Origin of the sequence: Limnoglobus roseus (assembly GCF_008254045.1) — a bacterium.
Lineage (GTDB): Bacteria > Planctomycetota > Planctomycetia > Gemmatales > Gemmataceae > Limnoglobus > Limnoglobus roseus.
In genome coordinates this window covers 9,001,394-9,014,627 of the sequence record NZ_CP042425.1, presented here as the reverse complement: position 1 = coordinate 9,014,627, position 13,234 = coordinate 9,001,394, and the positions used below count along the sequence as shown (strand labels likewise).

The 13,234-nt window shown below is 66.6% G+C and carries 8 protein-coding genes; 5 read left to right on the top strand and 3 right to left on the bottom strand.

Annotation, left to right across the window (positions count from 1 at the left end; translation table 11 throughout):
• Positions 1 to 110 precede the first annotated feature (110 nt).
• Positions 111 to 2,636 (top strand): DUF1553 domain-containing protein, encoded by a 2,526-nt coding sequence (locus tag PX52LOC_RS38590; RefSeq protein WP_149115074.1) that lies wholly within the window; start codon positions 111 to 113, stop codon positions 2,634 to 2,636.
• Positions 2,626 to 4,077 (top strand): DUF1501 domain-containing protein, encoded by a 1,452-nt coding sequence (locus tag PX52LOC_RS38585; RefSeq protein WP_149115073.1) that lies wholly within the window; start codon positions 2,626 to 2,628, stop codon positions 4,075 to 4,077. The genes PX52LOC_RS38590 and PX52LOC_RS38585 overlap by 11 nt, the downstream gene beginning before the upstream one ends.
• Positions 4,078 to 4,169: 92 nt before the next feature.
• On the opposite strand, the gene PX52LOC_RS38580 is transcribed toward PX52LOC_RS38585, so the two are convergent.
• The 3 genes from PX52LOC_RS38580 to PX52LOC_RS38570 all read right to left on the bottom strand — a co-directional run bounded on the left by PX52LOC_RS38580 (position 4,170) and on the right by PX52LOC_RS38570 (position 8,619).
• Positions 4,170 to 5,096 (bottom strand): hypothetical protein, encoded by a 927-nt coding sequence (locus tag PX52LOC_RS38580; protein WP_149115072.1) that lies wholly within the window; start codon positions 5,094 to 5,096, stop codon positions 4,170 to 4,172.
• A complete protein-coding gene (locus PX52LOC_RS38575) occupies positions 5,093 to 5,674 on the bottom strand; it encodes an RNA polymerase sigma factor (protein ID WP_168219480.1) in 582 nt (193 codons plus the stop codon). Before PX52LOC_RS38575 ends, PX52LOC_RS38580 begins: the two co-directional genes overlap by 4 nt.
• 107 nt (positions 5,675 to 5,781) lie before the next feature.
• Positions 5,782 to 8,619: a beta strand repeat-containing protein gene (locus PX52LOC_RS38570; RefSeq protein WP_149115070.1), complete on the bottom strand. Its 2,838-nt coding sequence runs from the start codon at positions 8,617 to 8,619 to the stop codon at positions 5,782 to 5,784.
• 276 nt (positions 8,620 to 8,895) lie between these two features.
• Between PX52LOC_RS38570 and PX52LOC_RS43555 the strand changes: the two genes are divergently transcribed.
• From PX52LOC_RS43555 to uvrA, 3 genes are all read left to right on the top strand, one after another.
• Positions 8,896 to 9,030 (top strand): hypothetical protein, encoded by a 135-nt coding sequence (locus PX52LOC_RS43555; protein WP_261345050.1) that lies wholly within the window; start codon positions 8,896 to 8,898, stop codon positions 9,028 to 9,030.
• A gap of 348 nt (positions 9,031 to 9,378) precedes the next feature.
• The gene (locus tag PX52LOC_RS38565; RefSeq protein ID WP_149115069.1) at positions 9,379 to 10,332 is read left to right on the top strand and encodes a hypothetical protein; all 954 of its coding nucleotides are present in this window, start codon (positions 9,379 to 9,381) and stop codon (positions 10,330 to 10,332) included.
• A gap of 1 nt (position 10,333) precedes the next feature.
• The gene (gene uvrA / locus PX52LOC_RS38560; protein ID WP_149115068.1) at positions 10,334 to 13,225 is read left to right on the top strand and encodes an excinuclease ABC subunit UvrA; all 2,892 of its coding nucleotides are present in this window, start codon (positions 10,334 to 10,336) and stop codon (positions 13,223 to 13,225) included.
• Positions 13,226 to 13,234: the final 9 nt, after the last annotated feature.

Genomic DNA, 13,234 nt, shown 5'->3' with positions numbered 1-13,234 from the left:
GGCCGCCGTTCGGCTCTGGACACGGTCGGCTGCGGCGGGTAAGCTGAACTACCTGCCAACCGCCTCTCTCCCACCCGCCACGCCTCTCCGGCACCCCACGGCTCACCCCGATGCGATACGCTTTTCTCGGCGTCGTCCTGGTTCTGCTGTGTTCCGTCACGACGGCGGCCGATCCGATCACGTTCGAACGCCACGTCCGGCCCATCTTCAAGGCGTACTGCCTGGACTGCCACGGGGCCGGCGAGAAGATGTCCGGCGACCTGGACCTTCGCCTGAGACGGTTCGCCCTCGCGGGCGGGGCGACCGGGCCGGGGTTCGTCGTGAAGGACGCGGCCAAAAGCCTGATCGTCGAGCGGATGAAGTCCGGCGAGATGCCGCCCGGCGAGAAGAAGGTGCCGGCCGAGCAAATCGCGATCATCGAAAAGTGGATCACCACCGGGGCCGCGACGGTCCGCGACGAACCGACCACGCTGCCGGCCGGCCTTGGCATCACGGCCGACGAACGCGCGTACTGGTTCTACCAGCCACTCGCCCGGCCGACCCCGCCCGCGTTCGGCCCCGCCGACCGGGTGCGGTCGCCGATCGACGCCTTCGTGCTGGCGAAGCTCCGCGACAAGGGCCTGAAGTTCAACCCCGACGCCGACCGGCCGACGCTCCTGCGGCGGGCCACCTTCGACCTCACCGGTCTGCCGCCGACGCAGAAGGAACTCGACGAGTTTGCGGCCGACACGTCCCCCGACGCCTACGAGAAGGCACTGGCCCGCCTGCTGGCCTCGCCCGCCTACGGCGAGCGGTGGGGCCGCCACTGGCTGGACACGGCCGGCTACGCGGACAGCGACGGCGACGGCACGGTGGACACCGTGCGGCCGGAAGCGTGGCGGTACCGCGACTACGTCATCCGCGCGCTCAACGCCGACAAGCCGCTGAACCAGTTTGTGGTCGAACAACTCGCCGGGGACGAACTCGTGCCGCGGCCGTGGGCGAACCTCACGCCGGCCCAGGTCGATCTGCTCGCCGCGACCGGCTTCCTCCGCACCGCCCCCGACGGCACGGCCAGCCGCGGACCGACGCCGGCCGACATCGAACAGGTCGTCACCGACACCCTCAAGATCGTGACGGCGAATCTGCTCGGCACGTCCGTCGCCTGTGCCCAGTGCCACGACCACCGCTACGACCCCATTCCCCAGGCGGACTACTTCCAACTGCGGGCGGTCTTCGAGCCGGCCCTGGACCCCGGCAAGTGGCGACAACCGCCGGCCCGCCGCGTGTCGCTGATGAGCAACGCCGACCGGGCGAAGGCTACTGCCGTCGATGCCGAGGCCGCCAAGATGCAGAAGGAGTACGCGGAGAAACAGTCGGCCGCCGTGCGGGCGGTGTTCGAGGCGGAACTGAAGAAGTTCCCGGCTGACGACCAGCCGAAGCTCAAGGCCGCGTTTGACGCGCCGGCCGACAAGCGGACGGAGGAGCAGAAGAAGCTCGTCGCCACGAACCCGAAACTCAGCATCACGCCGGGCGTCGTGTACCAGTACGACAAGAAGGCCGACGACGAGTTGAAGGCGATGCTGAAGAAGATTCAGGAGAAGAAGGCCGAACGGCCGGTCGAGCAGTTCGTCGCGGCGATGACCGAAGTCCCCGGCCGCGTACCGGCCACGAAGCTCTTCCACCGCGGCGACGCCCGCCAGCCGAAGGGGCCGGGCTTGCCGCCGGCCGACCTGACGATCGCCGCCCCCGACGGCCACCGGGTTTCGATCGCCCCGACCGACGGGAAGCTCACTGGCACCACCGGCCGCCGGCTCGCGTGGGCGAAGACGCTGACGGCTGGCACGCACCCGCTGTTCAACCGCGTGATGGCCAACCGGCTCTGGCTGAACCACTTCGGCCGCGGCATCGTGGACACGCCGGCCGAGTTCGGCAAGCTCGGCCAACTGCCGACGCACCCGGAACTCCTCGACTGGCTCGCGACCGAGTTGCCGCGGCAGGGGTGGAGCCTGAAGCAGTTTCACACGCTCGTCATGACCTCGACCGTCTACCGCCAAGCGTCCACCCGTGAACCCGGCACGGCCGACCCCTCCAACTTGCTCTACAGCCGCTTCCCGCTGCGGCGACTGGAAGCGGAGGCCGTCCGCGATCGACTGTTGACCGTGGCCGGCCGGCTTGACTTGACTCCGTTCGGGCCGCCGGTCGCCGTCGTCGAAGACGCGACCGGGCAGGTCGGCACGCCCGACGACAAGCCCCGCCGCAGCGTCTACGTCCAGGCCCGCCGCAGCAAGCCGTTCGCGTTCCTCGCCACGTTCGACGCCCCAGCGGGGGAACTTCAGTGCGAGCGGCGGGCGTCGCTGACGACCGCGCAGCAAGCTCTGACGCTGATGAACAACGAGTTCGTGCGGACTCAGGCCGGCCACTTCGCCGCCCGCGTCGTCCGCGACACGCCGAAGGAGTCCGACCCCGTCACCACGGTCTGGCAGCTCGCTTACCTGCGGCCGCCCACCGCCGACGAACTCCGCTTCGCCACGGCGTTCCTGAAGGACCAAACCGCGACCCTGCGTGGCGGCAAGGCCAAAGACCCGGACCGGGCCGCGTTGGTCAACCTGTGTCAGCAACTCTTCGCCTCGAACGAGTTCCTCTATGTCGATTAACCCCGTGCCCCCGACCCGCCGCGGCTTCCTGTCACACACCGCCGGCGGCGTCGGCTTCTTCGCCCTCGCGCACCTGCTCCAGCGGGACGGCCTGCTCGCCGGCGAGGGGCCGAGCAAGCCGGGCGAGAACCCGACCGCGAGCCTGCTCGCCCGCAAGCCGCACTTCGCCCCGAAGGCGAAGGCGATGATCTCGCTGTTCATGCACGGCGGGCCGAGCCACGTCGATCTGTTCGACCCGAAGCCGGAACTGACGAAGCACAGCGGCAAGGACTACCAGGGGGACATCCACTTCAGCTTCGTCAACCGGGCGAGCAAGAAGCTGTTCGGCAGCCCGTGGAAGTTCGCCAAGCACGGCAAATCCGGCACGGACGTGTCGGAACTGCTCCCGCACACCGCCGGCATCGTGGACGACATCTGCGTTGTCCGGTCGATGCACACCGGGTTCAACGGCCACGAGGTGTCGATCCGCTACCACCACGGCGGCATCGCCGGGGTGACCGGCCGGCCGACGATGGGCAGTTGGGTCGTGTACGGGTTGGGCACCGAGGCCCAGAACCTGCCTGCGTACATGGTGTTGTCCGACCCCGGCGGCCCGCCGGTGGACGCGGCCAACAACTGGTCGTGCGGCTTCCTGCCGCCGCTGTACCAGGGGACTGTGCTGCGGCCGAAGGAGCCGCGTATCCTCAACCTCGACCCGCCGCCGGACGTGGACGGCACGACGCAGCGGCAGAACCTCGACTTGCTCGCAGAACTGAACCGCCGCCATTTGGCCGCCCGCCCCGGCGAGGCCGACCTGGAAGCCCGCATCGCCAGTTACGAACTCGCCGCGTCGATGCAGACGGCGGCGAAAGAGGCCCTCGACGTGTCGAAGGAGCCGGAGAAGGTGAAGGCGCTGTACGGGTTGGACAAGCCGGAAACCCGCGAGTACGGCACGCGGTGCCTGATCGCCCGGCGGCTGGTCGAGCGCGGCGTCCGCTTCGTGCAACTGTTCCTCGGCGGGCAGCCGTGGGACAACCACAACTCTCTTCGCAGCACCCTCCCGGCGATCTGCAAGCGGACCGACCAGCCGGCTGCGGCCCTCGTGACCGACCTGAAGCAGCGCGGCCTCCTCGACACGACGATCGTCCACTGGGGCGGCGAGATCGGCCGGCTGCCGGTGTGCGAGGGCGAACTGAACGACAAGGCCGGCCGCGACCACAACGGCCAGGGGTTCACCTGCTGGCTGGCCGGCGGCGGCATCAAGGCCGGCATGACCTACGGTTCGACCGACGAGTTCGGCCACAAGGCGGCCGAGAACATCGTCACGCCGAACGACTTCCAGGCGACGCTCTTGCACCTGCTCGGCCTAGACCACGACAAGCTCGTCTACCACCACGGCGGGAAGGCCCAACGGCTGACCGACGGCCGGCCGGCCCGAGTCGTCAAGGACATTCTCACATGATTTCCGGAACCCGGACCCAGTGGTGATCTTCGGCCGGGTATGTGCCGCGATGTTCTTGGCCAGGCCGTCACGGGACCGATGGCCGATCTCAATCAGCCGAGTCCGGCCGCCTTCTCTCGGAGGGTGTTGACGATGGACTGGATTGTTTCGTCCACGGCCGCCCGCACCTGTTGCGGGTCGGCCCCGGCGTCGAGCGATTGCTGGTGCGCGTCGAGTGCCTTGGCCCACGACCGGCAGTGGTCGAGCAGCCAAGCCTTGTCGGCCGCGGCGAGCGGGCCGTAGGCCGAGTGCATGAGCCGCGTGCACCCGATCCGCAACTCCGCGACCCGCGTGCCCACGCCAACCACATCGGTCGGACGGTACTGATGCCACTCCTCGGCGTTGGCCGCCAGTTTGGTGAGGTAGTCCCTCGGATTGGTCTGGTCGGTCGCCAGGCCGCTGGGCTTCCCCCATCCCCACGCGATCTGACTCTTCTGAATCGGTGGCTCGTCCGGCTCGCGGAAGGACAGGTAGCCGACCGCCAAGGCCAGGCATGCGGCGATACCGGTGGCGGTCGCCGCCCAAATTTTGGTCCCGCGACCGGTCGATCGCTTCGCCGCCTCGGACGGAACCACTGGGCGGCTCACCTTCACGATCGACGAGACGTCCGCCGCGAGGATGCCCGCGAGAGCTTGTTTGCCCTCCGAGAATGCTTGATCGAGGCCGGTCGAGCGAGCCAGCACGTCGTCCCAATACTCGCCGCCGTCGGTGGCGATCCTCTCCTGAAACGCGGCGAGCACGGCCGGGTACTGCAACAATTGGCTCAACACGTCCGGCGGCAACGGGTCGAGGCCGTCGGTTAACGCGACCGGTAGCCACCGGTCGAGGAGGTGGCGGGGCACGTCGGAAGCTGGTGCGCCTGGGAACACAGCCCGCAGTTCTGCTGCGAACGCGGCGAAGTCCGGGGCCATCAGGCGGTCTTCGAGCCAGCCGGGCAGGTCGGCCGGGTCGTCCGGGATGGTCAGGGCGAAGAGCGTCACGGCGAGATGCCCTCCACGCACGCCTGGAGTTGGGCCTTGGCCTGGTGGAACGCCCGGTACGCCTTGTCCGATGGCATGCCCGTCCGGGTGCAGTATGAATCGTAGCTCTCGCCGGCGACGCGGCTGCGGACCAAATCGGCCACCGCGGCGTTGGCCCGCTCCAACTTCTGAAGGCACTTGGCGAGTGCCGCTCGCCGCTCGGCTTCGACCGCCGTCGCGTCGTCGGCCTGCCGGTGATCGACGACGTTCTCACCTTCGGTGAGCGGTGCGAACCCCCGCTTGCGGCCGTGGTCGATGACCACGTTGCGGGCCACCTGGTGGACCCAGGCGCGGAAGTTCCCGCCGTGGTACCGAGTGGGCACCGCCTGCCACACTTTGGCCCACACGTCCTGGTGCACGTCGTCGAGGGCGGCCGCGTTCACCCGCCCGCCGAGGAACGCGAGCAACCGCTTGGCGTGGCGGTCGTACAGAGTGCGGAAGGCGGCCTCGGCCCGCGTTCGGGCCTGAGCCGATTCGCCGCGGGTGGCGAGCGTGGCGGCCAGTTCGTCGTCCGGAATTTCCACCGTGTCCTGGGTCATCGTGCGACACCTGTGACGTCGGAATCCGGAGATCATGATATGCCGCCCGTGGAGAAATGGAGACGGCCGGTGCGATCCGCACCGGCCGGCCCGCCGAGGCGGGAAAGTTACTGAATCACGACGTTGTCGCCGGGGCCGCCGTCGAGGACGTCGAAGCCCGGTCCGCCGATGAGCACGTCGTCGCCGGCCCCGCCCAGCAGGACGTCGTTGCCGGCCCCGCCCAGCAGGACGTCGTCGCCGTCGCCGCCGTTGGCCGTCAATTGGATCGACCCCGCGGCCAAACCCGACGCCTCCACCACGTCGTCGCCGGCCAGGGCGTTGACCGTCAGCCGGTCGTTCGCCGCCTCTGCCCCGGTGACGTTGATCGTCGCCGCGAGGCCGAAGACGCTCACGCCGGCGGCGGTGCCGAACGCCTGGATCACGTCCGCCCCGCTCGTGCCGTTCAAGATCACGTTGTCCGCCTGACCGTCGGCCGGGCCGAGGTTCAGGTTCACCGCCGTCACGTCGGTGCCGGACAGGTCGTTCACCACGATCGTGTCGGCCCCGCCGAGGGCGTTGAAGGTGATGCCCTCCACATCGTTCAGGTCCATCGTCACGTTGGCGACGTTGCGGAAGAACCGCGTCCGGCCGCCGTTGGCCGAGATGTCGATGTTCTCGGACACGTTGGCTCCGTTGAAGACCATCGTGTCGAACCCGGCCTGGCCTTCGAGCGTGTCGTTGTCGTCGCCGGGGTTCCACACGAACACGTCGTCGCCGGCACCCAACAGGGCCACGTCGTTGCCGTCGCCGCCGTTGACAACGTCGTTCCCCTCGCTGCCGATGATGAGGTCGTTGCCGAGGCCGCCGTTGACCGCGAGTTGAATGCTGTCGGCCCGGAGCGACTGGCTGTTGATGACGTCGTCGCCGCCTTGCCCGTTGAGCGTCAGCCGGTCGTTCGCGGCTTCCTGCTGGAAGATGCTGACGCGGGCCGTCAGGCCGAACACCGTCACGCCGCCCGAGTCGCCGGCCGCCCCGAACGTGTCGGCCCCCTGCGTGCCGTTGACCGTCACCGTGTCGGCCGCCCCGTCGCCGCCGCCGTTCGGCCCGCGGAGGTCGAGTTCGACATTCTTTACGTCGGTGCCGGACAGGTCGCCGACCACGATGTTGTCCGCCCCACCGAGCGCCCGGAACTCGATCCGCTCGGTGTCGTCCAGGTCCATCGTGACGTTGGCCACGTCGCGGGTGAACAGCACCCGGCCGCCGTTCGCGACGATGTTGATGTTCTCGTTGACGTTCGCCCCGAAGAACAGCAGCGAGTCGGTGCCGGCCTGGCCCTCGACGGTGTCGCTGCCGTCGCCGGGGTTCCACTGGAACACGTCGTCGCCGGCCCCCAGGAAGGCCACGTCGTTGCCGTTGTCGCCGAACACGAAGTCGTTGCCGTCGCCGCCGAAGAACGTGTCGGCCCCCTGGCTGCCGAGGAGCGTGTCGTTGCCCGCCCCGCCGTCGATCGTGAGTTTCACAACCCCGGCTGGCATTGTCGTGGCCGTCACCCCGTCGTTGCCACCGAGCGCGTTCACGACGAGCACGTCGTTCGCCCCCTCGGACCCGGTCACGTTCACCACCGCCGGTAGGCCGACGACGGAGTAGGACGTGCCGGCCCCGAATACGTCGATGATGTCGTTGCCGTTGGTGCCGGTCACGACCACCGTGTCGGCCGCGGCGTCGCCGACGACGCCGCCGATGGTGCCGGACTGGTTGACGTTGACCCGCACGAGATCGGTCCCGCTCAGGTCGCCGACCGTCGTCGAATCGACCCCGCCGAGCGTGTTCAGGTCGAGCGTTTCGACGTCGTTGAGGTCCATCACGATGTTGGCCACGTTGCGGGTGAACCGCACCCGCCCGCCGTTGGCCGACACGTTGAAGATTTCGTTCGCCGCGCTGCCGTTGAACACGAGTCGGTCGGTCCCGTCCTGGCCTTCGACCACGTCGCTGCCGTCGCCCGGGTCCCACTGGAACACGTCGTCGCCGGCCCCGAGCCGGGCCACGTCGTTCCCTTGTTGGCCGTCGATGAAGTCGTTGCCGTCGCCGCCGAGCAGGGTGTCGGCGCCGTTGCCGCCGAGGATCGTGTCGTTGCCCGTCCCGCCGTCCACGGTGATCGAGATGAGCGCGGCCAGGTTGCCGGTCGCGGAGAACGTGTCGTCCCCGCCGTTGGCGTTGACGACGAGCTTCTCACTCGTGCCGATGTCGAGCGAGAACGGGGCCGGGTTGACGCGGTCGAACCGGACCCGCGTGCCGTTGGCCGTCACGGTGAACGCCTCGGCCCCGTTGCCGCCGTTGACCTCGACGGTGTCGGTGCCGGCCCCGCCTTCGTTCAGGTCGGTGTCGTCGCCGGGGTTCCAGATCAGGCGGTCATCGCCGGCCTCGCCGAACACCTGGTCGTCGGCGTCGCCACCAGTGAGCGTGTCATTCTCGGTGCCGCCGAACAGGAAGTCGAACCCGCCCTTGCCGAGGAGCGTGTCGTTGCCGGCCTGGCCGAACAGCAGGTCGTTGCCGCTGCCGCCGGTCAGCACGTCGTTGCCGGCCCCGCCGAACAGATTCGCTTTCGGGAGGGCACCATTCGTCTCGCTCAGCGTGATGACGTCGTTGCCGCCCTGGCCGAAGACTTGAATCTGGGCCGTGTTCGCGACCGTCGGCGTGCCGCCGACGACGTTCACGGCCCCGCCGTTCACCAGGATCGTCCCGGCCGCGTTGCGGCTCACGGTGATCGTGTTGTCGAGGTTGTCCCCGAACACCGACAGCACGCCCGCACTCGGGGTGAACGTCGCCACCACCGCTGGCACCTCGCGGGCCTCCAGGCCCACCAGCGACGGGATGAACCGGCTGGTCGGGGCCGTCACGGCCTTCTTCGCCTTCCTCTGTCGCCGGCGAGCACCCCGGAGAAGGGCTTGGTACATTTCGCGCAACATCACAGTAGCCTCAAAGATTGGAGAGCAGGCGAAACCGAGTTCGACAGGGGAAACGGACGGCCCGGCCAAATCTCCACGGAAAATGAAAAATAATCGAGGCTGAAGTAACTGTGACCACAGTTTGAGCGGCGGGATGGGTCTGCGATACTGTCGGCCGTCGCGTGTGTTGGTCGAGTTGACGTAGGGTGTGGCGGAATTACTGGAACGGTCCTGCGGGTGAGCGTAGAATCGGGCCAACCGAAACACGGTTGGCCCGATTCTCTCTCTGAGCCGACGATGAAGACAACGAAATTCGCGCGCATCGCCGTCGTGATGATCCTCGTGTTCGTCGGCTATCTCTTCTTCCCGAAAGACCCGGATCGGTACTCCACATGGCATGAAACTCTCAACAAAACCCGGAAGCTCGCCTAGGTCTGTATCGCCTATCGGAATAATCCAAAGTACACCCACAGGTATCCGACCTCTTTCGACGAATTGACTCGTAACAAACTTCTCGACGAACCCGAATACTGTCTGCGGGACGGCTGGGGGAAAAGACTGCGGTATGCTGTGCTACCTGACGAGAATGACGAGGACGAAATCTACATTTGGTCAGAACGGATTGTGAAAAACGAGATGCGCCTTTGCGGCGCGAAGATTACGGCCGACGGCAAAGTGATCGAATTCGGTTTACCGCCCGACTGAATCCGTCGCCCCCCTCGCCGGCAACGCAAAGCAAGGACAGTACCAACGGTTCAGTTTCACGCCGAGGCCAAGCCCATGACCCGGGACGACGACGGTGCCAAAGTCACGCGATTCGAAACCGCGATGAAGCAGTTGATCGACCGAATCGCGGACGATCGCTACGTGCTTGCCGTTGTCCAGGTGGGGAGCTTGTCGCCGGAAACGATCTGGCACCGCGAGTCGCTCGGCCTCTGGATCATCGAAGCGGACGGCGTCAGCCGGCGCATGCCGAGCGACGGCAACAGCGAGCGAATCTTCCGCATCCTGGTCGAAAACGACATCAACATTCACGCCGAAGTCATCCCCCGCAGCCGGTTCAAGCAAATGGTCGAAGGGGCGTCGCGGACGGCTTTTTCGTGCAACTTCTTCGCCGAGCGCCGGATCGTTTACAGCAAGGATGCGTCGATCGAGAGCTGGTTCAAGAAGGCCAACAGCGTCGCGACGAAAGACCAGGAGCGGGAACTGTTGACGTTCTCGACGTGGACGATCCACGCGACTCGCCACGCGCGGAAGCGGTTGGAGATCAAGGGCGACCTGGAACTGGCGGCGCAAGAAATTCTCGGGGCCGCCCACAGCGTGGCACACACGGAAATCATCCGACAAGGTCGGGTGTGGGAACAGGACGTCATCTACCGGGCGATGGAAATCGACCCGGCTCTGTTTCAGACGATCTATCTCGACGTGCTGGCCAAGCGGAAGAATCGGCGCGTGTTAGCGACGGCCCTCGACGCGATCGACGGGTATCTCGAAGCGCACTACAAGGCCCACCTGAAACCGCTGCTCGCCTATCTCAAGAAGCAGAACCGCGTCGTGCCGTTATCCGAGATGAGCGATCATTTCGCGTTCTCGCAGTTGCACCCGTGGCACCTGGAATCGGCGTGCGAATGGCTCGAACAGAAGAGCGTGCTGCAAAAACACTCGGCCCCGTTCAAGCTGACCAAGCGCAGCCTGGAGCGGGTCGAAGAACCGGCCTACTTCCTCGACGGTTAACATGCGAACCACGATCCAGATTCACGGCGCGCGGGAAAACAACCTGCGGAACGTCGACGTGGAGATTCCGCGCGACAAGCTCGTCGTCGTCACCGGCGTGAGCGGGTCGGGCAAGTCGTCGCTCGCCTTCGACACGCTCTACGCCGAGGGGCAGCGGCGGTTGCTCGCGTCGATGTCCACGTTCGCGAAGCGGTTCGTCGGGCAACTCAAGAAGCCGGACGTCGATTTCGTCAACGGCCTGTCGCCGGTCGTGTCGATCGACCAGAAAACCGTCGGCAGTAACCCCCGCTCGACGGTCGGCACGATGACCGACATCTCGGACTACTTGCGGATGCTGTTCGCCACGATGGGGACGTCGCACTGCCCCCTGTGCAGGGAAGCACTCGCGATCCGCACGCCGCACCAGATGATGGAACACCTGCTATCGCTGCCCAGGGGTACGGAAGTCGAGGTGCGAGCGCCGGTCTACAAGATTCACGGTGAGGACTACGAGTACCTGTTCGAACAAATCCGCGTCAACGGCTACCGGCGGGCGCGCATCGACGGCAAGCCGCGGGACCTCGGCGACCACATCGAACTCGACGAGGACGAGGTGCACACGGTCGAGGCGGTGGTCGATTCGTTCGTCATCGGCCCTGGCATCGAGCAGCAAGTCGTCACATCACTGGAGCACGGGCTGAAGCTCGGCGACGGTCTGCTCGGGTTCCACATCGTGAAGCCCAAGTCGCCCGGCCGGGAACATCAGAAGTTTTACGACGGCTTCGGCTGCGCGAAACACCGCCTCGTCGCCGGCGAGATGCAGGCGTTCCAGTTCACGTTCAACGACCCCGCGGGGGCCTGCCCGACGTGCGCCGGCCTCGGTACGGCGATGCGGGTCCATCCGGCGCTGCTCGTTCCCGATCCGAAACGGTCCATCAACGAGGGGGCGTTCGTCTCGGCCGCGGTGGGCAACAGCCCCGATAGCTGGGGCGGCCGGCAGCTTTACAGCCTCGCGGTCCATTACGGGTTCAGCCTCGACACGCCCTTCCAGGACTTGGCCGAGAAGCACGTTCAAATCCTGCTCCACGGCACCGGGGGCGAGTTGTTCGAGGTCGCGATCCCGCCGAAGGCGAAGATCGGCCACCAGCACGCCGGCAAGAAGATGAAGTACGCCGGCATCGTGAACCACCTCGAACACCACTACCGGCAGTACCGCAAGCAGGGCACGTCGAACGCCGGCATGGACGAGTACCTGAAGAAGGTGATGGTCGAGTACGATTGCCCGGAGTGCGGCGGTGCCCGGCTGAAGCGTGCCCGCCGCCTCGTCACGATCGGCGACCGCAACCTCTACGAAGTCGGCGAAATGCACCTGGCGGATTTGATCGACTACCTCGGCGTGATCGAGCCGACGCCGAAGCAGCGGGCGATTGCCGACACGATCGTGCGCGAAGTCGCCACGCGGCTGGAACTGCTCGTCGCCATCGGGCTGGACTACCTCAGCCTGAACCGCCGGTCGGCAACCCTGTCGGGCGGCGAGTCGCAGCGGATCCGCCTGTCGTCCCAGATCGGGTCGGGCCTCATGGGCATGCTCTACGTCCTCGACGAGCCGAGCATCGGGCTACACCCCAAGGACAACGTCAAGATGATCGAGACGTTGGAACGCCTCCGCGACCTGGGCAACACCGTGATCGTGGTCGAGCACGACGAGGACACAATCCGGGCGGCGGACCACATCGTCGAGATCGGTCCCGGTCCGGGCGTCCACGGCGGCAAGGTCGTGGCCGAGGGGTCGTTGAAGAAACTCCTGAAGGACGACAACTCGCTCACCGGCCAGTACCTCAGCGGCAAAAAGACCATCGACGTTCCGCGCAAGCGCCGGCCGGCAACCGGCAAATCGATCCTCATCCGCGGCGCGCGCCAGAACAACCTCAAGAACCTCCGCGTCGAGATCCCGCTGGAACAATTCGTGTGCATCACCGGCGCGTCGGGGTCGGGGAAAAGCTCGCTGATCCACGGCATCCTTCAGAAACGACTCTATTCGTTGCTCCACGACAGCCGCGTCCTGGCGGGCGACCACGACGAGTTCACGGGCAGCGAACACGTCAGCGACGTGATCGACATCGACCAGTCGCCGATCGGCCGGTCCTCGCGGTCCAACCCGGCGACGTACATCGGCTTCTACGACGCGATCCGCACCCTGTTCGCCGAAACCGACGCGGCCAAGAAGTGCGGCTTCACGGCCTCCACCTTCAGCTTCAACGTCAAGGGCGGCCGCTGTGAAGAGTGCACCGGCGAGGGGACGATCACGACCCAGCTCTCGTTCATGCCCGACGTGGAAGTCGTCTGCCCGACGTGCAAGGGCGCGCGGTACAACCAGGAGACTCTTGAGGTCAAGTATCAAGACAAGAACATCGCCGAGGTGCTCGACCTGTCGGTCGAGGACGGTGTCGAATTCTTCGCGAACCAACCGACCATCGCCCGCAAGATTGCCGTCCTGAACGAACTGGGCCTCGGCTACCTCAAGCTCGGCCACCCGTCGACGATCCTCTCCGGCGGGGAAGCCCAGCGGGTCAAACTGGCCGGGGAACTCGGCAAGCTCAAGCGCGGCAAGCACAACGTGTACATCCTCGACGAGCCGACGACCGGCCTGCACTTCGCCGACATCGGCCGACTGTTGGAAAGCCTGAACCGGCTGGTCGATAACGGCCATTCGGTCGTGGTGATCGAGCACAACCTCGACGTGATTAAGACGGCCGATTACGTCATCGACCTCGGCCCAGAGGGCGGGCACAAGGGCGGGCACCTGATCGCGTGCGGCACGCCCGAGGAGGTCGCCGCGTGCAAGGCCTCGCACACCGGCAAGTTCCTGGCAGAGTTGTTGGACAAGAAACGGCGTCGGTCCGCCGGAGCATAGCCGCCGTCT